We start from the raw sequence: 23,234 nt of genomic DNA on the forward strand, positions 1-23,234 counted from the left end.
CCGGGCACATTTCTCCTCTCCGGCAAATGCGCCCCAGTCAATCAGCGCTGAGGCTGGAAGAGTGATGCGCCCCGCGCCCTTTGTCATCGCACCGTTATTGATCTGTCATCACCCTGAAACCTCCCCGTCACCTCCCTGACGCAACGCCTCCCTATCTGCCGCCCCCAGAACAAAACCTGCTTTTGGGGACTCACCACAATGAAACCGCTTTACCCGACTTTCCGGGCCGCTTTGCTGTGCTCGGCCATTCTGCTTGCCACGCCTGCCCTCGCGCAATCCACGCCCGTGCCGGAGGCCGAGAGCGAGGCCGGTGCGGATGGCGATACGATTGTCATCACCGGCCAGCGCCGCGCGCAATATGAGGCGACGGCGGAGAAGCGTGAGGCGTTTGCGGTGATGGATGCGATCTCCGCCGACGATATCGGCAAGCTGCCGGACCATAATACTGCGGCGGCGCTGCGGCGCATTCCGGGCCTGTCCGTCCAGGAGGATCAGGGCGAGCCGCGCTTCCCGGTGCTGCGTGGCCTGCAATCCACCTACAACCGCACGACGGTGGACGGCGCGCTGGTGGCGGGCGTGGATTCGGGCGGGCGCACGGTGCCGCTGGACATCGTGCCCTCCGTGATGGCGGGGCGGATCGAGGTCATCAAGACGGTGACGCCGGAGAATGACGCCAATGCCGTCGGCGGCATCATCAACATCACCACCCGCAGCGCCTTCGATGCCGGCCGGCCGTTCTTCAACGGCATCGCCTCTTATGGCATTTATGAGCAGCATGGCGAGGTGCGCAACAGCAAGCCCTCCTACCGGCTGGCCTTTGCCGCCGGCACCACCTTCGGCGCGGACGACGAATGGGGCATCGTGATCGGCGCGAGCCAGGAGCAGCTCGATTACGACATTCCGCAGATCGAAGTCGCCAGCCCCTCCGTGCGCGAATATACCGCCGCCGGCGCCCCGGTGGACAGCGGCGCGGCGACCGGTAACGGCATCCAGGTGCCGACCCAGCACCGCCTCTTCTGGTACAACAACACCAAGCAGCGCACCGGCGGCAACGCCAAGCTCGAATGGCGCCCCTCCGACACGTTCCGCTGGGAGCTGTCCGGCGTCGTCGCTCGCACCGAGGACGATGAGGAACGCATCGAATATCGCATGGAGCCGGTCGGCAACGTCGCCAACCAGACGCAGACCAGCGGCCAGTTCGCGCGCGGGCGCATCATTGTGCAGCTCAACCAGCCGATCACGCGGCGCCTGGTCGCGCTCGGCCGCACCGCCTTCGCCTGGGATGGCGGCGAGCAGTGGAAGCTGGATGGTGACGCGGTGTTCTCGCTCGGGCGGATGCGCGTGCCCAATGAGAGCATCGAGTTCCGCACCCGCGATGCCGACGCGACCCGCTATGCCTTCAGCTATGACACGTCGGACTTCTACCCCGTGTTCACGCCGGCCAACGCCGCCGCCGCGGTGAACCCGCAGAACTTCTACCTGCAGCAACAGCGTAGCAATCTGGAGAAGTCGCTGGAGAAGAGCGGCCAGTTCCGCCTGAACTTCACTTATGGCGATGACAGCATCGATGGTGGCATCAAGCTCAAGACCGGTGCCGTGCTGCGCCTGACGAGCCGCAAGAACGAAGTCGAGCGGACCGACTATAAGGCCGCCAGCGGCTTCACCTACACGCTCGACAAGGTGGTGACCGCCGGGCCGAGTGAAGCGATCCGCGACAAGTTCTACATTCCGATCCGCATCGATGCGGCCGCGTTTCCGGCCTTCTACCAGGCCAATCAGAGCCGCTTCACCACCACCGTCGCCTCGAAGGCGGGCGATTATAAGGTCAACGAGGACGTCTATGCCGGCTATGTGCAGGGCAGCACCCGGATCGGCAATGTCACGCTGCTGGGCGGCCTGCGCTATGAACGCACGGAAGTCTCCTCGGATGCCTATCGCACGCTCGGCAGCACGCTCACCCAGATCACCACGGACGGCAGCTATGGCAACTGGCTGCCCAGCGCGCACATCCGCTGGGATGTGACCGACCGCGTCGTGGTGCGCGGCGCCTATACCAACACCATCGGCCGGCCGGATTATTCCTCCATCGCGGCCAGCGAGACGCTCAGCTTCGATGGCAGCCAGCCGACGCTCTCCCGCGGCAATCCGGGCCTCAAGCCGCGCGAGAGCCGGGGCTTCGATCTCTCCTTCGAGTTCTACCCGAAGGATGGCGTGATCTCCGCCGCACTCTTCCACAAGAAGATCCGGAACGAGATCTTCACCCTCTCCAATGTGGAGACGATCGATGTCGGCCGAGGCCCGGAGAGCGTGCTCGTTTCCGAACCCCGCAATGCCGAATCGGCGACCATCAAGGGGCTGGAGCTGAACCTTCAGCAGGCACTGACCTTCCTGCCCGATCCGTTCGACGGACTGGGCGTGAGCGCCAACGCGACCTTCCTCGATACGCGCTTCACCTTCCTCACGACCGCCGGGCCGCGCGTCACCGGGCTGTACCTCCAGCCGGACACGGTGTGGAACGCCTCGGTCTACTATCAGAAAGGCAAGTTCGAGGGGCGCCTGTCTTACAACTATATCGGCGGCTTCCTGGAGACGATCAACGACACCATCCCCAATGCCGACCAATATTGGAAGAGCCGTGGCACGCTGGATGCCAATATCAGCTATCGCGTCACCTCCAATATCACGCTGTATGCCGAGGGGCAGAACCTCAACAATCAGGGCCGGCGCGAGCTGGTCGGGCCCGGGCGCACCTACCTGCAGGAATCCGCCGAATATGGCCGAACCTTCTGGTTCGGCGTGGCGGCGAATTTCTGATGGGCCTGCTTCTCGCTCTGGCGGCCAGTGCCGCCGCCGCGGCGGCGGCGGGGACACCCGCTGCCGCCCCGCCCCAGGGCCAGCCGGCCGAGACGCTGCGCCGCATTCCTGCCGAGGAAGCCCGGCAGGGCGTGGCGGTCGGCCCGAACGATGTCTATGCCGTGGCCAACTGGACCATCGCGCGCTACGATCGCAAGACCGGCGCGCGGCGCGCGATCTGGACCGGCGAGCCGGCGCGCTATCCGCACATCAACAGCTGCGCGCTCATCAAGGCCGAGCTCGTGTGCGCGGCCTCCAACTTCCCCGCCGTGCCACAGGCCAGCTCGGTCGAGATCTTCGATCCCGTCACCCTCGCCCACAAGCGCACTGTCTCGCTCGGCCTTGGTACGGGCTCGCTGACCTGGGTCGACTGGCATGACGGGCACTGGTGGGGGATGTTCGCCAATTATGACGGCAAGGGCGGCGAGGCACCGCGCGACCACCGTCACACCACCCTCGTCCAGTTCGATACGGACTGGCGCCGCACGCAAAGCTGGGCGCTGCCCGCCACGATCCTCGAGCGGATCGCGCCGATGAGCATCTCGGGCGGCGGTTTCGGCCCCGACGGACGGCTGTGGCTCTCCGGCCATGACAATCCCGAGCTCTACGTGACGCAGTTACCCAAGGGTGGCGCCACGCTGGACCATATCGCCACCGTGCCCATGGAGGCCGAAGGCCAGGCGATCGATTGGGACGAGAACCGGCCGGGCATCCTCTGGGGCATCAGCCGCAAAACCCGCGCCATGCTGGAGATGCGCGTGCCGCCGCTGCAGAAATAGGACGGCGACGGCGCCCCCTCGCAAAGCCGTCCAAGAATACTCACGCCCCGGAACGATCCCCGTGCCGCGTCGGTTCTCAAGACGAACCCATCTACGGAGAACCCGACATGATCCGATCCTTCCTCATCGGCCTGGTGGCCGGGCAGCGTGGCATGACGCCCTTGGCGGCAGTGGCGACGGGTACGCGCAAGGGGGATATTCCTGTGGTGCTGCCCTTGCAGGGCTTGTTGCGCAATCCGCTGATCGCGGCGGGCACGGCGTCGCTGGCGGCGGCGGAGATGGCCGGCGACAAGATGAAGAGCGCACCCGACCGGATCGTGCCGATCGGCCTCGCCGTGCGCAGCGTGACGGCGGCCTACGCCGGCGCCGCCCTGGCGCCACGCGGCCGCCGTGGGCTGGGCACGGCCGTCGCGGTCGGGACGGCGCTGGCCTCATCCTACATCGGATGGCGACTGCGCTGCGCGGCGATGCGGCGTTATGGGCAGACCGCGACCGGCTTTGTCGAGGACGCCCTCGTGCTCGGCAGCGGCCTTGCGATTGCGAGCCCCAGCGTCGCCGGGCTTGAACGAGCGACCTAGCGGCGCGGGAAAGGTTGGTTGCTGCGGTGGGTGGCCGTTGTCCGATATCTCGGTTGGTGAGCTGCCATTCCCGGTACGACGACTTTGCGGACATTCTTTTAGCGCTGGAATGTCCTGAAGGCGACTTACAGATTACCGGCGAGGGTTGTGGTTTTGAGGACGAAGTCCATTGCCGGATTGAAGCAAAGCCACACGACAAGCAGCGACATAATTACTAGAAGGAGATTGGTCGCGACCGAGCCAATCAAAGGTCGCAAGGCCATTTTCAAAACCGCCGACGCCAGCCAGGTCCCTACTCCAATCGACATCGCGATGACTAGCGTCCACATGACCCCGTTCAGGATGTGAAAGCCATCGTTATCGTGGCAACCCGATCCAGCTTCACAATCGCCCATGATGTTGCCAACAAACACAGCGAATCCCATCTCAACAAAGAGAAGGACGCTAGGCAGACAGCCAAAAGGCATCGCTGTTTGAAGATGATGCTTAAACGAAGCGATGGTCATATCGTGATGCTACCGCCGCTCTCATCTGCGGTTCAAGCCAGAAGACCACAATCGGGATGTCCGTTTACCAAGTCAAACTGGCCGCTCATCCGTCCTTCGTCACCTCTTCAAAGCGGCTATGACTGTGGTCCGACTTTGGTGTTGAAACCGGACTGGTCAGGCGCGACGCCATTGCCGGCATTCCCTCCGTTCGTCCTGAGTAGCTGCTGAGCTTGTCGAAGCGGCGTATCGAAGGACCAGCCGTGCGCTGCAATGCTTCGATACGGCTCTTCTGTACGCGCCTGCGGCGCACCTCAGACCCTACTCAGCACGAACGGGGAAAATCGGCAGAGATCGCATTTCGGCGTGGACCGAGCGATCGCGGCCGCCCCTTCGCAGATGTCCCGTCGCACAGGAATTTGTCCACATGACCGCGGGCCATTTCCTTAAAATGCCGACGAACGCGGGATTGGAGGCGCTGCCCCTCATCCCACATGGCAGGCGCACGCCGCGACGGTCTGGCAGACGGACTTCGCGCCTATCCTTGCAACGACGGCCGCGCCCGGACGGGGGAGACAGCGCGACCGTCGGTGCTCAGGGCTGCGTGCAACTGATCTGCGCCGCAGACTGATCCGATGTGTCGCCCGTCCGCCGGGCGATCGCGGGCGCCGCGCAGATAGGGCGCTGGATGCCGTTGAGGCCGGACATCGGCCCAGCGGTTGCGCTCAACTGATCGGGCCGCTTGCCCTGCTCCACCCACGCGACGAGGGCAGCGAAGGCATCATATTGATCCGTCGCCGGGCCGCCGGCGCAATGGCCCATGCCGGGCACCGGGAAGACGCGCACGAACTCGCGCGCGGCGCCCTTGTACCGGGCATCGACCTCGCCCCACCAGGCCAGCGTGTCGTTCACCGAGAACACCGGGTCCGACATGCCATGCGGCACGATGAGCTTGCCGCCCCGCGCGCGAAACGCATCAAGGTCGCTGGAGCGCGCGCCGATATCCTGCCAGGCCGAGCGCGTGAACGGCGGCGCCACCGCCTCGACGCCGGCGCGAGCACGATCCATGTCGAGGCGCATGGCCCAGGCCAGCAATTCGTCGGGAGTGGCGCCGGCCAGCGTCGGCGGCGTCATGAAGACGGCGGCAAGCGAAGGCAGACCCATGGCGACATTGATCGGCGGCACGCTGCCATCGGGCGTGCCCAGCATCCAGATACGCCAGCCCATGTCCGCCCAGCCGGCATCCCACGGGAAACCAGGATAGATTTGCGCGCCCTTGCTGTCCCGCGCGCCCTCGTGAATGCGCACCAGCGCGTCGAGCTGTGGCTGGGAGAGGCAGCCCTCGGCCTTGTCACCCTTGCACAGGCTGGCGCGCAACTGCGGCAGCACCCTGGCGGAGGTGCACTGGCCGACCGCGCCGATCAGGCCATCGGTCGTGCCGTCGAGCGCGTCGCAAGCGGTGCGCACGGCCTGCCCGACCAGCGCGAGATCGCCCATGCTGAAACTCGCGCGCAGATTGGCGAGCGTGACCGGCTTGCCCGATGCCTGCACGACGGAGGCGAAGGCCTGCGTGTTCCACGCCTCGGCGATCGCGGCCTTGGGCAGCGAGAAGCCGGGCGCGGCGGCGACAATCCCGTCGAACAGATCCGGGTAGCGCTGGGCGAGCATCATGCCCTCCTGCCCGCCCTTGGAGCAGCCGACGAAATAGCTCTGGCGGGGGTCGCTGCCGTAGAACTGGCGGATCGCCGCCTTGGCCGCATGGGTGACGACCGGCAGCGAGGTGCCGCCATAATCGGCGCGCGCCTGCGGATCGAAACCGAAGGCGCTCGCGCCGCCGCGCGCGGGATCGCTATTGGTCGCATTATCGTGCCCGCTATCCTGCGAAAGCACGGCATAGCCCTGAACCAAGGCCGGCGCTGCGGCGGTCAGCCGGCCAATAGCGTCGCCCAGCTCGCCATTGGTGCCGCCCCCGCCCGAAAAGAAGAACCGCCCGTTCCATGCCACCGGCAGGCGCAGATGAAACCTGATCGCATAGGCCTGGCCATCGACGCCGGTATGGGCACGCATCGCGCCGACGATGGCGCAATGAGGCGGTAGCTCGACTGGCGGGGGCCTCATGCCGGGAGGGCCGGGCGGCACCGGCGCGGGGCCGGCGGGATTGAAGCTCGCGCTGAGCAGCCGGGTGGAGGCATCCGGCCAATGACCCGCCATCCTTGCCCCGAGCGCGGCGCATCGGGCGGTGGCATCTGCGATGGTCGCGGCGGGCATTGCGGAGGTCGTGCCCGACGGCGGGGCCTCGGTGGCCCGGAGCTGATGAGGAAGAAGCGCGAGGATGGCCGCAAGCGGCGCAAACATAAGGCGATGCATGGTCATGACGGTCTTCCGCTCCTCTCCACAAGGCGCCCTCACAGTAAACGCGTGACAGCGAATCAGCAATCGATTACAAATTTCGTGCAGAATGACTCTGTCCGGGAACTGTCGGGGTGTGGCCGCGATGATGATTTCCATTGCACGCCCCTCCCCATTCTCGCTCAGAGGCAACTGTGGACCGCGCGCCACAGGCAGACTATTTTCTTTTTCATATAAATGAAAGGATTCGCCGAAACAAACGAAACCTCATAGACCAATAGCACAGCACGTCGCGATCCTCTGCCAGGCTCATGGAAGCCGCCAAAAATGGATGAGGCAAAGGCGCAGTCGGCGGACTGAAAATGAAAATGAGAAGCCTCGCGCGCACCTGAAGGCACAATAGCCAAAGGAGGCCGGGGAAATAGACAAGGGAGAGGGAGGATATGGAAGCCAATCGACAGGTTTATGCCGTCCGCGCACTGCTGACGTTGCTTTCGTCAACGACATGCGTGGTTGCGATGGCACCCGCACTGGCGCAGCAAAACCCGCAGCAAGGCGAGGGTCTGGAAGAGATCATCGTCACCGCGCAACGGCGCGAGGAAAATCTCCAGAAGGTCGCCGTTGCCGCCACCGCGCTCTCAGGCCAGGGGCTGGTGGAGAAGGGCGTCACCCGGGTGGACGAGCTGCAGACCGTGGTGCCCTCGCTCTCCGTCACCGATGCCGGACTGACGCAGAACGTCAACATTCGCGGCATCGGCCTCGCCAGCGGATCGCCCGCCGTGGCAAACGGCGTGGCGACCTATGTGGACGGCATCTTCCAGCCGCCCATCGTCACCACCTCCAGCTTCTACGACATTGCCACGGTGGAAGTGCTGCGCGGGCCGCAGGGCACCTTCGTCGGCTCCAACTCGACCGGCGGCGCAATCTTCATCAACACCCGCAACCCCAATCTTGCGGGCGTGGAAGGCTCCATCGAGGGCTCGATCGGCAATTATGACGCGCGCAGCGTGGAAGCGGTGCTCAACCTGCCGCTCTCGCGCACGCTGGCCATTCGCGGCGCCGGCAAATGGCGCACGCGCGATTCCTTCTACACCGACATCGGCTCCGCCGGCAGCTCGGCCGGTCGGCTCGATGAGCTATCCGGCCGCTTCGGTGCGTTGTGGAAGCCGACCGAGAGCTTCCAGGCGCTGTTCAAGCTGGAAGCCGCGGACAAGGAAACTGGCGGCTATGCCTACCGCCCCATTACCGGCACCGCCTATGCGGCCTATCGGACCAGCGACCCGCGCCTGATCGACTATGATACGCCGACGCAGAATGACGAGAAGGCAATCCAGGCCTCACTGGAACTGCGCTACGAGCTGGGATCGGGCATCACCTTGCGCTCGCTCAGCGGCTACCAGAACAAGCGCATCTTCAACCTCTACGACAGCGATGCGACCAATGCCGCGCGCTATAGCCTGGCGGATTCGACGCGCCTCGCGGTTTCGACGCAGCAACAGTTCGTGCGCGAGCGGGTGTGGACGCAGGAGTTCAACATCATCTCGCCGACCGATCAGGATCTTTCGTGGATCGTCGGTGGCTATTATCAGCGCAACCGGATCGACGTGATCATCGAGAACCGCTCGAATGGCTTCCCGACGGACATTCTGATCGACAATGACAAGACCACCACCGGCGTCTTCGGCCAGGTGACGTACAAGATCACGCCGCAACTCGCGCTGGACGTGGGCGCGCGCTACTCGCACTTCTCGGTGACCGGCGGCGGCAGCGTCTCGATCGGTCGGGGCATCCCCACCTTCCCGCCAAACGGCTTGCAGGTGGCGGATCTGAGCGGCGACCACAAGGACGGGCGGATGACCGGCAAGGTCTCGCTCAACTGGACGCCGGACGAGAACAACCTGTTCTATGCCTTCGTCGCGCGTGGTTACAAGCCGGGCGGTTCTAACTCGCTGGTCTCCGAGTTCGATCCGGAAACGGTGATCGATTATGAAATCGGCTGGAAAGCGACGATGCTGGGCGGTGCAGTGCGCACCCAGCTTGGCGCCTTCTATTATGACTATAATGCCTTCCAGTTCGACGCTCTCGACCCGGCGACCGGACAGACGGCGGTGACAAACCTCACCGATGCCAAGGTGAAGGGCATCGAGGCGCAGGTGCAGGCGCGGGTCTCCGGCTTCACCTTCGATGCGGGCGTGGCCTTTGTGGATTCCGAGCTGGGCGACGTGACCTTCGTGGACACGCGCGCTTACGCCCGCGCATTCCCGGGCGTAACCCCGGCCGTGCAGTGCCCAACAGGCCAGGCATCCAATCCGCCGACCTGCATCGACTACACCCCGTTTCTGCGCACCACTGGCGGCGGCTCCAATCTCTACTCGCCCAAATGGACCTATAATCTGGGTGCGCGCTACGATCTGTGGGTGGGCGATGCGAAGATCACGCCAAGCGTCAGCTATGCCTATGTCGGCCCGCAATGGACATATATCGGCTACTCGCCGATCAGCGACCGGCTGCCCTCACGGGGACTGCTCGGCGCCCGGCTCGGCGTGCAGAAGGGTGATCTGCTGGTCGAAGCCTATGGCACTAACCTGACCGACGAAACCTATGTCTCCGGCCAGTTCGGCGACAATGAGTTCTACGGCGCTCCGCGCGAATATGGCGTGCGAGTCCGCTACGACTTTTAAGCGAGGAAAGCACAGGTGAGCGCGGCACTTCGTCGTCGCCGGTCACCAGCTCTCCCAAGAGATGAACCGGCGGTGCAGAGGCATCGCCGGTCCTTCCGTTTCAAACGATGGCGCCCCCGCGCTCAGCTCGCCCAGCTCCCGCCGAGCGCCCGGAACACATCGATCTGCGCGCGCGCGACCTCGGCATCCTGCGCGGCGAGCGCGGCTTCTGCCTCTGCAAAGGTGCGCTCGGTGTCGAGCAGTTGGAGGGAGTCGATGGCGCCCTCGCGCTGCTGGGCACGGGTGATGCGCGCGGCGGCGCCAGCGGAATCGCGGGCCGCCTGCAGGCGTTGGCGGCGCTCCAGCGCGTGGCCGTAGGTCGAGAGCGCCGTCTCGGTTTCCTCCAGCGCGTTGAGCACCGCGCCGTCGAAGGCGGCAAGCGCGGCATCGCTGTCCGCCCGTGCGCCGGCAATGCGCGCGCGGGCGGCTTCCTGATTGGGGAAGGACCAGCTGATAAGGCCACCCAGCAGCCAGCGCAGTGGGCCACCGCCGAACATCGCGCCAATGTCATTGCCGGTCGATCCGCCCGAACCGCCGAGGCTGATGCGCGGATAAAGGTCCGCCGTGGCGACGCCGATGCGCGCGGTATCGGCAGCGAGACGACGCTCGGCCGCGCGCACATCCGGGCGGCGGGCAAGCAAGGTGGCCCCATCCCCGACCGGAATGGCCTGACGGATTTCCAGCCCGATGCTGCGCTGGCCGGCAATCTCCGGCAAGGCGTCCGGGGTCCGGCCGGTGAGCGTGGCGAGGCGGAAGAGCGCGGCCTGACGCTGCGCCTCGATGAGCGGAATGTCGGCGGCGCGCTGGTCGCGCAAGGCGGCGATCCGCGAGACATCGAGCGTGGTCGCGAGCCCCGCCTCACGCCGCTTCCCGGTCAGGTCCAGCAACCGGTCGAGCAGGCCCACGATCTCGCGATTGACGGCCAGTTGCGCCGCGCCCGAGGCGGCATCGGCATAAGCCCGCGTGGTATCGGCGACGACGGCGACGCGCACGGCGTCGGCATCGGCGGCGGCCGCATCGGCATCGCCGCGCGCGGCTTCCACGCCCCGGCTCACCCGCCCGAACAGATCGACCTCATAGGAAACCGACAGTCCGGCATCGAGCGCCCAATTCTCACGCGGCGCTCCCGGCGCGCGCTGGCTCGCGGGCAGGCGGCCATAATCCCCACTGGCCGAGAGATCGGTGCGCGGCAGGCGATCCGCCCGGGCACCGCGCAGTCCGGCGCGGGCCTTTTCCAGCCGGGCGAGCGCGATGCGCACATCCGTATTGGCAGCAAGCGCGTCGGTGACCAGCCCGTCCAGCACGGGGTCATTGTAGAGCCGCCACCAGTCCGGCTGGACCGGGGCCGGCGCAAAGGCCGGGGACGCGGCGGAAAGAAAGGGGCCGGAGGACGCCGAGGGGGGCGTGGGGGCGACGTAGTCCGGCCCCACCGCGCACGCTGAAAGCGCCAGCGCGGAAACAAGAGGTGCGAAGATGCGATGAGCAGTCATGATAGGGTCCTCCTCACTCACTCGGCGGGGGCCGGCACGGCATCGCCGCCGGACCGCCCGCGCAGGCGTGCGATCCGGTCGCCGAGCGCGCGGCTCACGACGTAGAAAGTGGGCGTGAAGATGAGGCCGAAGATGGTGACGCCGGCCATGCCGAAGAAAACCGCCGTGCCCAGAGCCTGCCGCAGCTCCGCGCCTGCTCCGGTGGCCAGCACCAGCGGCACCGCACCCAGGATGAACGCAAAGCTGGTCATCAGGATCGGCCGCAGGCGCTGCCCGGCAGCGTGGACGGCGGCATCCAGCGTGGTCATGCCGTTCTGCTCGCCCTGCCGGGCGAACTCGACGATGAGGATCGCGTTCTTGGCAGCCAGCGCCACGAGCACGATCATGCCGATCTGCGTGAGGACGTTATTGTCCATGCCGCGCAAGTTGACGCCCACCAGAGCCGCCAGCACCGACATCGGCACGATCAGAATGATCGCGAGCGGCATGACAAGGCTCTCATATTGCGCCGCTAGCACCAGGAAGACGAGCAGCACGGCCAGACCGAAGACGAGTCCCGCGGTGTTGCCGGCTGTCTTCTGCTGATAGGCGATGCCGGTCCACTCATGGCTGAAGCCACGCGGCAGATTGGCATTGGCGAGTTGCTCCATGGCATCCAGCGCCTGACCCGAGGATGCGCCGGGCGCGGTATCGCCATCGATGGCGACAGCGGGCGCCAGATTATAGCGCTGCACGCGATACGGCCCGGTGGTATCCCGGAAGGTGGCGATCGAGCCGATCGGCACCATCTGGTTATAGTCCGAGCGCGTCTGCAAGCTGGCGATGTCCGCCGTGGTGCGCCGGAAGGCTTCGTCCGCCTGCGCGGTCACCCGATAGGTGCGGCCAAGCAGGTTGAAGTCATTGACGAAGGCCGAGCCCAGATAGATCTGGAGGGTCTCGAACACCCGCTCCGGCGGCACGCCGAGCATCTGCGCCTTCTCGCGGTCGATATCCGCGAAGATGCGCGGCGTCGCAGTGTCGAAGAAGGTGTAGACGAACGAGAGTCCGGGCGTCTGGTTGGCCGGGCCGATCACGCTGTAGGCCGCCTGCTCGAGCGCCTTGTAGCCGGCGCCCTCGCGATCCTGCACCATCAGGCGGAAGCCGCCCGCCGAGCCGATGCCGCGGATGAGCGGCGGCTTGACGATCATCAGGCGCGCCTCGCTGATGTCGGCGGTCGCCTTGCGCGCTTCCTCCATCAGCTTGTCGATGGTCTGGCCCTTGGCGGCGCGCTCGTCGAAATCATCGAGCACCCAGTATGCCGCCGATGAGCTGGCGTTGCGCGTCTCCGAGGCGCCGTCGAAGCCCGAGAGCATGACAGCGTTGGTGATGCCCGGAATGGGCAGCATCCGCTCGGCGACCTTCTTCATCGCCGCATCGGTACGCGCGGTGGAGGAGCCGGGTGGCAGCTGGATGATCGTGAAGAAATAGCCCTGGTCCTGCGCCGGGATGAAGCCCGACGGCGTGTAGACCAGCGCAGCGACGGTCACCGCGATCAGCCCGACATAAGCCGCCATGATCTTCTTGGGCTGGCGGACCAGCCGCGCGGTCAGGGTCGCATAACGGGCACTGAACCGGTCGAACCCGCGATTGAACGCATCGCCCGCCCGCTCGGTGAGCTGGCGCCAGCGCGGCGCGCCCTCCGGCAAGGCATGGCGGTGCCGCAGCAGCAGCGCCGCGAAGGCGGGCGACAAAGTGAGCGAGAGGACCAGCGAGATGATCGTCGCGGCCGAGATGGTGATCGCGAACTGCTGGTAGAAGGCGCCGGACATGCCGCCGATGAACAAGGTCGGCACGAACACGGCGCACAGCACCAGCACGATGGCAATCAGCGCCCCGCCCACCTCATCCATGGAGGTGCGCGCCGCCTGGAGCGGGGTCATCCCGTTCTCCAGATTGCGCTCGACATTCTCGACCACGACGATGGCGTCATCAACGACGATGCCGATGGCGAGCACGAGGCCGAACAGCGAGAGGTTGTTGATCGAATAGCCCATGCCCGCGAGCACCGCGAAGGTGCCGATGAGCGAGACCGGGATCGCCAGCACCGGGATCAGCGCCGCCCGCCATTTCTGCAGGAAGACGATGATAACGAGCACGACGAGGATCACCGCCTCGACCAGCGTCTTCACGACCTCGTCGATGGACTTCTGGATGAACTCGGTGGGGTTGTAGACGATGCGATATTCAAGGCCCTGCGGGAAGTCCTTGGCCAGGACGTTCATCTCGGCCTTGATCGCCTCGGCAGCGGCCAGCGCGTTCGATCCCGGCATCTGGAAGACGGGGATGATGACGCTGTCCTTGTCGCCGAGGTAGGCCGACGTGCCGTAATCCTCGGCGCCCAGCTCAACGCGCGCGACATCGGAGACGCGGACCTGCCGGCCCTGATCGTCGGTGCGGATGACGACATTGGCGAACTGCTGCGGATCGGTGAAGCGACCCTGCGTCTCGACATTGAGCTGGAAGGCCGATCCGCCCGAGGGGGGCTGGCCGAGCGTGCCGGCCGCGACCTGCACATTCTGCTGGCGCAGCGCGGAAACGATGTCGCCGGCCGTCAGACCCAGCGCCGCCGCACGGCGCGGATCGATCCACACGCGCATGGAGAGATCGCGCGAGCCGAACAGCTGCACGTCGCCCACGCCCTCGATGCGGGCCAGCCGGTCCTTGATGCGGGTCTGCGCGTAATTGGAAATATACTCGCGATTGAGCGAGCCATCGGGCGAAATGAGGTTCACCACCAGCAGGAAGTCCGGCGAGGTCTTCTTGGTAACGATGCCGAGGCGCTGCACCTCCTGCGGCAGGCGCGGCTCGGCAATGGCGACGCGGTTCTGCACCAGAACCTGCGCCTCATCGAGGTCCGTGCCCTGCTTGAAGGTGACGGTGACGACCACGCGCCCGTCCCCCGTCGATTGCGACGAGAGATAGAGCATGTTCTCGACGCCGTTGATCTCCTGCTCGATCGGGCTGGCGACGGTTTCCGCCACGGTCTCGGCAGAGGCGCCGGGATACATGGCCGAGACTGTCACCGTCGGCGGCACCACCTCGGGATATTGCGAGACAGGCAGGAAGAAATAGCTGATCGCGCCGATGATCGTGATGATGACGGCGATGACCGCCGCGAAGATCGGCCGGTCGATGAAGAAACGGGACAGACGCATGAGGAGCTCTCCTCGGGGGCAGCGCTCAGAGCATGTCCGGGTCAGGCGGCTTCACCTGACGGCTCGAACATGCGGAAAGCAAAAGGGACCGGATCATGATCGGCTTCAGGCGAAGCCGATCATGATCTAGCGCGTAAACGTGGCCTGGCCGGACATCAGCGCGGTCGCGGCGGCAGGCGTCGCGGGCTGCGTCTCGGGCACAATGCGGCCTTTGCGGACCTGCACCTTGCCGCCGGGCATGGCGAGCTGGGTGCCAACGATCACCACCTGATCCGCGGGATCCAGCCCGGCCCGCACGACGCGCAGGCCATCGACAACCGGCCCAAGCTCGATCGGCTTGGCGGCGACGGTGCCATCCTTGCCGACGACGAGCAGCGTCTTGCGCGCCTGATCGGTCTGCACGGCGGTGTCCGGCACCAACAGCGCGCGAGTGGCAGAGCCGGTGGAGAGGCGCATGTTACCGAACATGCCGGGCGTCAGGAACAGATCGGGATTGGGCAGCACGGCGCGGGCGCGAATGGTGCCCGAGCGCGGATCGAGGCCGTTGTCGGTGAAATCGAGCTTGCCCTTCCAGCGATAGGCATTCTCGTCCTGCAGCTTGATCTCGACCGGGGTAGCGTCGGCATCGGCATCACGCTTGGTTTTGAGGAACAGCGCCTCGGACCCCTCGAAGGTAAAGTAGATCGGATCGAGCGCGTTGATGGTGGTGAGCAACGTGCCGGATGCGCCCTCTCCCGATGAGGCGAGGTTGCCGGGGTCGATCCGCCGATCCGAGATGCGGCCGCCAATGGGCGCGCGCACGGTGGTGAACTCAAGGTCCAGCGCGCGACTGCGGGCACGGGCCTGCGCACCGGCCAGCGCAGCCGATGCTGCCGAGACGCGGGCGCGGAGCCGGTCGACTTCGCTCTTGGAAACGGCTTCTACCGCCACCAGCCGTTCGGCGCGCTCAAGATCGCTGCGGGCCAGCGCGAGATCGCTCTGGGCCGTGGCGACACCAGCGCGCGCCTCGGCCAGCGCAGCCTGGAAGGGGCGCGGATCGATGGTGAAGAGCGGCTGGCCAGCGCGGACCATCTGCCCGTCCGTGAAATGCACGGCCGTGATCTGGCCGGAAATGCGCGGACGCACCTCGACCGCACGGCTCGGCTCGAACCGGCCGACATAATCGTCCCACAGCATGATCTCGCGTGCGAGCGGCGCAGAGACGGTGACGGTGGGTGCCGCCATCGCGGCCTGGGCCGGGGGCGACGGGCGCATCAGCGCATAGCCCCCGGCAATGGCGAGCACCGGCAGCGCCACCCAGGCGGCGCGGGTCAGCGAGCGGCGCCGCGTGGCGCCGGCCTCGATGGGCGTGGCTTCCGCCGGGCTGAGTTTCTTGAGCATGTTCATGCGCGGTTCCTCCGCTTGATCGACAGACGCAGGGCGCCGATGTGGCGGAGCAGCGTCTCATATTGATGGGTCGTATAGCCGGCCTCGTAAAAGCGACCGAGCTCGGATGGGGCGATGTTGTAGCCATGGTGCCAGCTCAGCACCGCGATGCGCCGCAGCGCTTCGAGGCGCGCGCTCGCCAGCGGCATGGCACGGCGGAAGCCGAAAACGAGGCGCAGCAGGCGGCCCAGGCGGCTCTCCTCGCGCAGCGAAGACAACCCGTCTTCCCGCGCAAGGCGGACAATCGTCCACTCGACCGGAAGGAGGTGGCCATCCTGCACCTGAAGGCTTGCAGCCTCCGATGCAGTGACACCCGGGACCATCGCCCGTGCCCCGCCATCTCTCAGATCCAGATATGCCATCACCGTGTCTCCTCCTGCTTCCCCGGCAGGCACGACGGGGCAGCCCCGGACAGCCAGTGCTGCCGGGCGCGCGCATCGCGGATGCCAGGGATCGATCCGGGAAAGACGGTGCGCGACCGGCGCGTCCGTCCCGAAACCAGAACCTATGAAATTGCTGTCAAATCAAGTCGGGCAAGCAGAACGCGCCCGGCCAAGCCGCACGCACCCCCATGCCTTCTGTACTGACTGGTATATTAATCGGATGTTCAGGCGTCAACCCGGTTTTTTGTACCGACCGATATTTTATTTTGCAGCGCGCAAAATCGGTCTTGGGTCCCCAGGCGCTTCAGCGGCTAGGCCACATCCCCATAGTCGTCTCGGCAACGCGCTCCAGCTCCTCCCGTGTGGTGCCGGAGCCAGCCAAAACCGCCATGCCCTGCAAAACGGCGATGAGATATTTCGTGATCGCTTCCGCATCGGCGGGCCCGACAAACTCGCCCTCGTCGATGGCGCGCTGCATCCGGGCCACCAATGCCCGCTTCACGGTCTCGCCGCGCTTGAGCACTTCCTCACGGATCGATTGCGCTTCCGCGCCACAGGCGGTGACGCTGATCACGCTGAGGCAGCCGGTCGGCTGGCCATTGCCGGCAATCGTGGAGAGTGCGCCATCGAGCAGATGCTGCGCCACGCCGCGCGCGGTGGGCATATCCAGCGCCGGACCGATATAGGCCAGCTTTTCCCGCTCGTAGAGATCGAGCGCCTGGCGGAACAGGGCCTCCTTGTTGCCGAACGCGGCATAGAGACTCGGGCGGGTGATCCCCATCGCGTCCGTCAGTTCGCTGAGCGACGCGCCCTCATAACCCTTGGTCCAAAACACACGCAACGCGGCCGCAAGCGCCTGCTCGCAGCAAAATTCGCGGGGCCGACCCCTGATGGCGGTCTGTTCCATATCGGACGGTATAGAATTCCTCGACGGGCTTGTCGAGTCCGGTGCGACGAAGGGAGCCAGGACGGTCCCGCTCGAGCGGCACGTTCTCCCAGGCATGATAAAAGTTAAGTTCAGACTCTTTTCCATGAACCTTTTCCAGAGCTTGACATTTCAAGCGCAGGATCACTCCGATCCCGATAATGGCAAAGCGGTGGTGACGCCGTGACGCAAAGCTTCCGGCCTTGGGTTCAAGGTAGCGGGGTTGCCGAAGGAGCCGAGGTCGGAGCTGTGTGTGCGTGTCTACGCCTCGCTCTGGCTATGATCGCTCCACACCGCTCCGCGCTACGTGGGCCTGCCATCGGATAGCTCCGTCTCCAGCCCGGCTGCAAGCCTGACAGGAGATGACGCAATGGCTCAGGTTCTTTCCACGACGACATTCCGATCCAACAGAACGTCACGACTATGCCGGGCCATGCCCGCCATAGCCGCCTGCTCCGCGCTCGCCATGCTGCTGAGCGCCTGCGAGACCAGCGGTTATTCCCGCTACGCCAATGTCGGCTCGCCAGCGCCCGGGTCGGGTGGCGGCAGCGATGGCGGCAGCAACAATGGCGGGGGCGGGACTGACACCGGCGGTGGAAACACTGGCGGTGGGAACACGGGCGGTGGAAATACTGGCGGCGGGAATACCGGCGGCGGCGGTTCGGCCGATGGCGGCGGCAGCACCGGCGGCGGTCTGGCTGGGGGCGTCGTCACGCAGGTCTCCCCGGTTCTGGCGACGGCCGGCAATGCCGTGCTCGGCGTGGCGGATGGCCAGCAAGGCGTGACCACCCCCATCGCCGCTGCCTTGCCAGTCACGCAGCCCGTGACCGGCACGATCACGCGGGTGCTGCAGGATACCGGGACGGTGCTGGTCGATGCCGGCGAGGGCCGCACGCTGCTGCTGCAAGGCGCGCAAGGCGTGGTCGGCGATGTCGTGTCCATCGACGTTGGCGGTCGCACCGTAACCAACGGTCTTGATGGCACCGCAGGCGCGATCGGCGTCGGCGTGCTTGGCGACACCCAGCCGACGGGCACGCTCGCATCCGCCGGCGTGCTGAACGCAGGCAATACCGCGTTGGCCACCGTGAACGGCATCGCCGATGTGCGCGTGACCAACATTACGGCGCCCACCGGCGGCATTTCCGACAATCTGCTGAATGTCGCGCTCGGCGGCAATCAGCTGCTGGGGAGCGGCGATCCGGCGCTGGTCAACGCCAATGTGCTGCCGAACGGCGCGTCCCTGCCCGGCGGTGGCACGGGGGCCGTGGGTGGCGTGCTTGGCGCGGTGAGTTCGACCGTCGGGTCTGTCGGTGGCGCCGTGGGCGGTGACGTCTCAGGCGGCGGCGTGCTTGGCGGCGGAACGGCCACGGGCGGCGACGTAAATGGCGGCGTTCTCGGCACGGTCGGTGCCACGGTCGGCTCGGTCGGCGGTGCGCTGGGCGTTGGGGGCAGCGTTGAAGCCGGTGCAGGCGCAGGGACCGGCACGACGACAACTGGCGGATTGCTGGCGCCCGTGACCGGCACGTTGAACACGATCGGCACGTCTCTGGGGTTGGGCCGCTAAACAACTACCCGCCTCAAGTCGCCAACCTCGGCGCAACTTCCCTGCGGTGCGCGGCGGGCGGTCTCAAGACCCGCCGCGCACCCACCGCTCCCATTCCGAAAGGTCCATATGGTCGCGCTCCTGCCTGCAGCCATTGCGCTGATCGCCATCGCCCAGCCCACGGGCAGCGGCCTGACACCGCCCCTCATCGATCAAAGCCAACCCGGACCCGCCCCGGTGCTGCCCGCACAGGAGCGGCCGCCTGCGGATGATCCGACAGGCCAGGTGGACGTCGAGGCGCAGGCCACCGCCGCGCCGATCCGCAGCGTGACCTTTTCCGGCGTCGATGCGCCGGCGCCCGTCGCCGAGGCCGCCCGGGCCTTCATCGGCCAGCCGGCCACGCGCGAGACCCTGGGCGCCCTCGCCAAGAGGATTTCCGAAGCCTATGCCAAGACCGGCATCGCGCTCTATACGGTCGCCATTCCGCAGCAGGATCTGGCTGACGGCCATGTCCGCGTGCTGCTGGCCGAAGGGTTTATCGAGGATATCGCTTATCCCAAGGGCGCCTCACCCCTCATCCAGGCCTATGCTGCCCCGCTGGCGCGCGAGCACCCGCTCAGCCGCCGCACGCTGGAACGCAGCCTCTCGCTGATGCGCGACATTCCCGGGGCGAAGATCGACGCCAATATGTTGCGCGGCGCGCAGGCCGGCGGCGTTCGCCTCGCGATTACGCCGGAGCGGGAATATAGCGATTTCTCCTTCGGCTTCGACAACCGCACCCAGAGCGGGCTGGGCAGCGGCCAGTGGCGCGCATCGGCCAAATTCTACAGCCTGCTGCGCGATGGCGACCGCAGCGACCTGACCCTGCTCAGCGCCGCCGATTTGAAGCGCTATCGCTATGCCGGGTTCAGCCACCAGACGCCGCTCGGCACGGACGGCCTCACTCTCGGCCTCTCGGCCTCCTGGCTGGATACGCGGCTGCAGGCGCCCGCGATCGTCGGCGAGGCACAGACGCTTGGGCTCAGCCTCTCCTACCCCGTCATTCGCGGATATAAACGCAATCTCACCGTCAGCGCCGGCATCGACGGGCTGAACAGCGATGCGGCCTATCTCGGATCGGTCATTTCCTCCGATCGCATCCGGGCCGTGCGCGCGGCCGCCGGCTACTCGATCGTGGCGGACAAGAGCGCCTTGAGCCTTGCCATCACCGGCAGCCAGGGCCTCGATATGCTGGGCGCGCGCGGTGTGCCGGGCTTTACCGATATCGACTTCACCAAGATCGCCGGGCGCGCCAATTATGATCGGATGATCGGCAAGCGCCTCGTCGGCCGGCTGCGGCTGAGCGGCCAGTATAGCGGCGACCGGCTCGGCGGGAACGAGCGCTTCTCGGTCGGTGGACCGGAGATCGGCCGCGCGTTCGAGACGGCGCTGCTGAGCGGCGACAAGGGCATGGCCGGCCTGTTCGAACTGGCCCTGCGTCCCAAGCTGCCCACGCGCCTGCAGGGGTCGGAATTCTACGGTTTTGTCGATGGTGCCCGCGTGCGTCTCAACGCCCGCACCGGCCTCCCGGCGGCCAGCTATTCCATGGCCTCGGCCGGCGGTGGGCTGCGCCTCAACTATACCACCCGCGCCTCGCTCTCGCTGGAGGCCGCGCGCGTCATCGAGGCGCCCTTTCCCAATGCCGGGGACGGCTGGCGCTTCAACATCGGCTGGTTTCTGAAATTGCGCCGATAAGCGAACGCGCGGCTCCCGCTTTTTTGCCTTGGCATTCGCAGACGGGTTCCGGCACAAGCGTGCAGACAAAATCAATCTGACGAGCGGCACGAACGCTCGCGGGGGAGGATGATGTGCACGTTCCGGCGCTCGACCTGGCTTTCCACGTTCGTCTCGATTTCGGCGAAGGACCGCGCACGCGGTTCCAGCCGGCCCTGCAAAGCTACACGCGCGGCTTTGTCGCGCTCGCCGGCGGGGTGGTGAGCGGCCCGCGCCTTTCCGGCCATGTCGTGCCCTATTCGGGCGGGGACTGGCCCCGTCTCTGGTCCAGCGGCCTTGTCGAATTCGAGGCGCATTACATGCTGGAAGCCGATGATGGTGCCATGATCTACATCCACAATCGCGGCATCGCCTACGCCAATCCGGAGATGACGGCGCGGATCGAGGCGGGCGAACAGGTCGACCAGCAGGACAATTATTGCCGCATCACACCGCGCTTCGAGGCGCCGGAAGGGCGGCACGCCTGGCTCAACCGCACTGTCTTCGTCGGCATTGCCGAGCGGCGAGGCAATTCGACCTTCTTCGATTATTATGCGGTGACCTGAAGCATGACCACGCGCCTTTCCGCCGACGATCAGTTCGGCATCCGCGATGCCATCGCCCATTATGCCTGGGCGCTCGATACCGGCAATGTCGACGCTTTCGTGGGCTGCTTCACCCGCGACGGTCTGCTGATCTGGGATGCGTTCGAGACGCCGTTGCGCTGGCAGGGCGCCGACGCCATCCGCCATTTCGCGACCTTCATTCGCGATCAGCCCGCTTCGGCGGGGCGGCAGCATCATGTCACCAACATCATCGTCACGCCCTGCGAAGGCGGCGCGCGGGCGATCTCCTATGGCGCCGTGGCCCTGCGCCAGGGCGATGGCCCGCACGCCCTGCACGTGATGGGCTATTATGAGGACATCTTCCGGCAGGAGGATGGCGTGTGGCGCATGGCCCAGCGCACGATCCGCGACTGGTCCGGCCCGATCCTCGCGGGCTTTGCGGGGCAGACGGGCGCGCGGGAAGGTCGGCCGCTGCCACCCCCGCTCAAGGGGCTGCTGTACGACAGACAGAATTGAAGCAATTCAGGCAGGCGGACCGAACGAGATGGATGAATTCGACTATATCGTGGTGGGCGCGGGATCGGCGGGATGCGTGGTCGCATCGCGGCTGAGCGAAAACCCCGGCACGTCGGTCCTGCTGCTGGAGGCGGGCGGCAGCGACAAGCGGCTGGACATTGCCATGCCGCTCGCCTTCCTCAAGACCATCGCCGACCCCAAATTGAGCTGGGGCGACATGGGCGAGCCGGAGCCGCATTTGAATGGCCGGCGGATCTGGATTCCGCGCGGCAAGGTGCTCGGCGGCTCATCCTCGATCAACGGCATGTTCTACATGCGCGGCCACCCCAATGATTTCGACACCTGGGCGCAAATGGGCGCGCGCGGCTGGAGCTATGACGATGTGCTGCCCTATTTCCGGCGCATGGAGGATAGCTGGCGGGGCGAAAGCGCCTATCATGGCGTGGGCGGCCCGCTGCATGTCGCGCCGATCCAGACCGGGCATCTCCTCCACGAGCCGCTGCGACAGGCGACGCTGGCGGCCGGCTATCCGGCGACCGACGACATCAATGGCGCGGATGCGGAAGGCCCGGCGCGCGGCGAGGTCACCATCGACAAGCGCGGGCGACGGGCGAGCGCTGCGGCGGCCTATATCCGCCCTGCCCTTGGCCGCCAGAATCTGGACGTGCGGCTGAAGGCACTCGCCCACCGCATCCTGTTCGACGGCAATCGCGCGGTCGGCATCGAATATTCGGTAGACGGACAGACGCGGCAGGCGCGGGCGCGCCGCGAGGTCATCCTGAGCGGCGGCGTCTATAACAGCCCGCAACTGCTCCTGCTCTCCGGCGTGGGGCCAGCGGCACAGCTTGCCGAGATGGGCATTGCGGTGAAGGCCGATGTGCCCGGCGTCGGCCGCAACATCTCCGAACATCCCTGCTGCATGATGGAGTTCGCGGCGACCAAGCCGGTCACCTTCGTCAAGGAACTGCGGCTCGACCGGGCCGCGCGCCATTTTGTCCAGTGGCTGATGCTCGGCACCGGCAAGTTCGCGACGCAGCTCAACAGCTGCAATGTCATCCTGCGCACCGATCCGGCGCTGGCGCAGCCGGACATCCAGCTGATGTGCAATCCGGCGACATTCGGCGCGCGGCTGTGGATGCCGCCCTTCCGCCCCGCGCCGGTGCACAAGCTGGCCTGCGGCGTGGTGGTGCTCAACCAGCGCAGCCGCGGCTGGATGACACTCCGCTCCACCGACCCGAACGACCGCCCCGCCATCACCCTCAACCTGATGGACGACCGCTGGGACATGCAGACCATGATCCGCGGCATCCGCGAGGCCCGCCGCATCTACCGCACCGCCCCGCAAGCCGCGCTAACCGGCACAGAACTGCTGCCGGGCGAACAGGTGCAGAGCGATGACGAGATGGAAGACTGGGTGCGCCAGGTGGTCGAGATCGGCCAGCACGCCGTCGGCTCCTGCACCATGGGCACCGGGCCGGACGCCGTGGTCGACCCCGCGCTGCGCGTGAAAGGCGTCACCGGCCTGCGGGTCATCGATGCCTCGGTCATGCCAACCGTGCCGGGCGCCAACACCAATGCGACCGTGATCATGATTGGCGAGAAGGGCGCGGATCTGGTGAAGGCCGACGCCTGACGACCCATCGCACCAGCGACGCGCTTGCTCGCGCTACGATTTG

16 protein-coding genes and 1 riboswitch are annotated in these 23,234 nt (G+C 66.3%); of the genes, 9 read left to right on the top strand and 7 right to left on the bottom strand.

Annotation, left to right across the window (positions count from 1 at the left end):
* Positions 1-198: 198 nt before the first annotated feature.
* The 3 genes from M2343_RS10690 (at position 199) to M2343_RS10700 (ending at position 4,210) form a co-directional block, all read left to right on the top strand.
* Entirely contained in the window at positions 199-2,814 is a 2,616-nt protein-coding gene (locus M2343_RS10690) for a TonB-dependent receptor (protein ID WP_264576624.1), read from the top strand.
* The gene (locus tag M2343_RS10695; RefSeq protein WP_264576625.1) at positions 2,814-3,632 is read left to right on the top strand and encodes a hypothetical protein; all 819 of its coding nucleotides are present in this window, start codon (positions 2,814-2,816) and stop codon (positions 3,630-3,632) included. Before M2343_RS10690 ends, M2343_RS10695 begins: the two co-directional genes overlap by 1 nt.
* Before the next feature lie 107 nt (positions 3,633-3,739).
* Entirely contained in the window at positions 3,740-4,210 is a 471-nt protein-coding gene (locus tag M2343_RS10700; protein ID WP_264576626.1) for a DUF4126 domain-containing protein, read from the top strand.
* A 125-nt stretch (positions 4,211-4,335) separates the two neighbouring features.
* On the opposite strand, the gene M2343_RS10705 is transcribed toward M2343_RS10700, so the two are convergent.
* The gene (locus M2343_RS10705; RefSeq protein WP_264576627.1) at positions 4,336-4,716 is read right to left on the bottom strand and encodes a hypothetical protein; all 381 of its coding nucleotides are present in this window, start codon (positions 4,714-4,716) and stop codon (positions 4,336-4,338) included.
* A gap of 573 nt (positions 4,717-5,289) precedes the next feature.
* A complete protein-coding gene (locus M2343_RS10710) occupies positions 5,290-7,068 on the bottom strand; it encodes a tannase/feruloyl esterase family alpha/beta hydrolase (protein ID WP_264603883.1) in 1,779 nt (592 codons plus the stop codon).
* A gap of 419 nt (positions 7,069-7,487) precedes the next feature.
* Here M2343_RS10710 and M2343_RS10715 point away from each other — a divergent pair, with 419 nt between their 5' ends.
* Positions 7,488-9,725: a TonB-dependent receptor gene (locus tag M2343_RS10715; protein WP_264576629.1), complete on the top strand. Its 2,238-nt coding sequence runs from the start codon at positions 7,488-7,490 to the stop codon at positions 9,723-9,725.
* A 122-nt stretch (positions 9,726-9,847) separates the two neighbouring features.
* On the opposite strand, the gene M2343_RS10720 is transcribed toward M2343_RS10715, so the two are convergent.
* The 5 genes from M2343_RS10720 to M2343_RS10740 all read right to left on the bottom strand — a co-directional run bounded on the left by M2343_RS10720 (position 9,848) and on the right by M2343_RS10740 (position 17,163).
* On the bottom strand, positions 9,848-11,254 hold the full coding sequence (locus tag M2343_RS10720) for an efflux transporter outer membrane subunit (RefSeq protein ID WP_264576630.1): 1,407 nt from the start codon (positions 11,252-11,254) through the stop codon (positions 9,848-9,850).
* A 17-nt stretch (positions 11,255-11,271) separates the two neighbouring features.
* Positions 11,272-14,448 (bottom strand): efflux RND transporter permease subunit, encoded by a 3,177-nt coding sequence (locus M2343_RS10725; protein ID WP_264576631.1) that lies wholly within the window; start codon positions 14,446-14,448, stop codon positions 11,272-11,274.
* Between the two features lie 126 nt (positions 14,449-14,574).
* On the bottom strand, positions 14,575-15,834 hold the full coding sequence (locus M2343_RS10730; RefSeq protein WP_413716017.1) for an efflux RND transporter periplasmic adaptor subunit: 1,260 nt from the start codon (positions 15,832-15,834) through the stop codon (positions 14,575-14,577).
* Positions 15,831-16,235 (bottom strand): hypothetical protein, encoded by a 405-nt coding sequence (locus M2343_RS10735; protein ID WP_181558624.1) that lies wholly within the window; start codon positions 16,233-16,235, stop codon positions 15,831-15,833. Before M2343_RS10735 ends, M2343_RS10730 begins: the two co-directional genes overlap by 4 nt.
* Before the next feature lie 325 nt (positions 16,236-16,560).
* Positions 16,561-17,163, bottom strand: a complete 603-nt coding sequence (locus M2343_RS10740; RefSeq protein WP_264574370.1) for a TetR/AcrR family transcriptional regulator — start codon at positions 17,161-17,163, stop codon at positions 16,561-16,563.
* Between the two features lie 171 nt (positions 17,164-17,334).
* Positions 17,335-17,412: riboswitch (cyclic di-GMP riboswitch) on the top strand.
* Positions 17,413-17,614: 202 nt separating this feature from the next.
* Here M2343_RS10740 and M2343_RS10745 point away from each other — a divergent pair.
* The 5 genes from M2343_RS10745 (at position 17,615) to M2343_RS10765 (ending at position 23,191) form a co-directional block, all read left to right on the top strand.
* A complete protein-coding gene (locus M2343_RS10745; RefSeq protein WP_264576632.1) occupies positions 17,615-18,745 on the top strand; it encodes a hypothetical protein in 1,131 nt (376 codons plus the stop codon).
* A 108-nt stretch (positions 18,746-18,853) separates the two neighbouring features.
* Positions 18,854-20,458 carry a ShlB/FhaC/HecB family hemolysin secretion/activation protein gene (locus M2343_RS10750; protein ID WP_264576633.1) on the top strand — a complete coding sequence of 535 codons (1,605 nt, stop codon included), beginning with the start codon at positions 18,854-18,856 and terminating at the stop codon, positions 20,456-20,458.
* A gap of 113 nt (positions 20,459-20,571) precedes the next feature.
* Positions 20,572-21,042 (top strand): DUF3237 domain-containing protein, encoded by a 471-nt coding sequence (locus M2343_RS10755; RefSeq protein ID WP_264576634.1) that lies wholly within the window; start codon positions 20,572-20,574, stop codon positions 21,040-21,042.
* Between the two features lie 3 nt (positions 21,043-21,045).
* On the top strand, positions 21,046-21,558 hold the full coding sequence (locus tag M2343_RS10760; protein WP_264576635.1) for a nuclear transport factor 2 family protein: 513 nt from the start codon (positions 21,046-21,048) through the stop codon (positions 21,556-21,558).
* 28 nt (positions 21,559-21,586) lie between these two features.
* Complete coding sequence (locus M2343_RS10765) at positions 21,587-23,191, top strand: GMC family oxidoreductase (protein WP_264576636.1); 1,605 nt, start codon at positions 21,587-21,589, stop codon at positions 23,189-23,191.
* Positions 23,192-23,234: the final 43 nt, after the last annotated feature.

The sequence above is a fragment of the Sphingobium sp. B8D3B genome, assembly GCF_025961875.1.
Taxonomy (GTDB): domain Bacteria; phylum Pseudomonadota; class Alphaproteobacteria; order Sphingomonadales; family Sphingomonadaceae; genus Sphingobium.

Coding starts and splice junctions, on each gene's coding strand:
- M2343_RS10690 (WP_264576624.1), top strand. CDS start 199: ATGAAACCGCTTTACCCGACTTTCCGGGCCGCTTTGCTGTGCTCGGCC.
- M2343_RS10695 (WP_264576625.1), top strand. CDS start 2,814: ATGGGCCTGCTTCTCGCTCTGGCGGCCAGTGCCGCCGCCGCGGCGGCG.
- M2343_RS10700 (WP_264576626.1), top strand. CDS start 3,740: ATGATCCGATCCTTCCTCATCGGCCTGGTGGCCGGGCAGCGTGGCATG.
- M2343_RS10705 (WP_264576627.1), bottom strand. CDS start 4,716: ATGACCATCGCTTCGTTTAAGCATCATCTTCAAACAGCGATGCCTTTT.
- M2343_RS10710 (WP_264603883.1), bottom strand. CDS start 7,068: ATGACCATGCATCGCCTTATGTTTGCGCCGCTTGCGGCCATCCTCGCG.
- M2343_RS10715 (WP_264576629.1), top strand. CDS start 7,488: ATGGAAGCCAATCGACAGGTTTATGCCGTCCGCGCACTGCTGACGTTG.
- M2343_RS10720 (WP_264576630.1), bottom strand. CDS start 11,254: ATGACTGCTCATCGCATCTTCGCACCTCTTGTTTCCGCGCTGGCGCTT.
- M2343_RS10725 (WP_264576631.1), bottom strand. CDS start 14,448: ATGCGTCTGTCCCGTTTCTTCATCGACCGGCCGATCTTCGCGGCGGTC.
- M2343_RS10730 (WP_413716017.1), bottom strand. CDS start 15,834: ATGAACATGCTCAAGAAACTCAGCCCGGCGGAAGCCACGCCCATCGAG.
- M2343_RS10735 (WP_181558624.1), bottom strand. CDS start 16,235: ATGGCATATCTGGATCTGAGAGATGGCGGGGCACGGGCGATGGTCCCG.
- M2343_RS10740 (WP_264574370.1), bottom strand. CDS start 17,163: ATGGAACAGACCGCCATCAGGGGTCGGCCCCGCGAATTTTGCTGCGAG.
- M2343_RS10745 (WP_264576632.1), top strand. CDS start 17,615: ATGCCCGCCATAGCCGCCTGCTCCGCGCTCGCCATGCTGCTGAGCGCC.
- M2343_RS10750 (WP_264576633.1), top strand. CDS start 18,854: ATGGTCGCGCTCCTGCCTGCAGCCATTGCGCTGATCGCCATCGCCCAG.
- M2343_RS10760 (WP_264576635.1), top strand. CDS start 21,046: ATGACCACGCGCCTTTCCGCCGACGATCAGTTCGGCATCCGCGATGCC.
- M2343_RS10765 (WP_264576636.1), top strand. CDS start 21,587: ATGGATGAATTCGACTATATCGTGGTGGGCGCGGGATCGGCGGGATGC.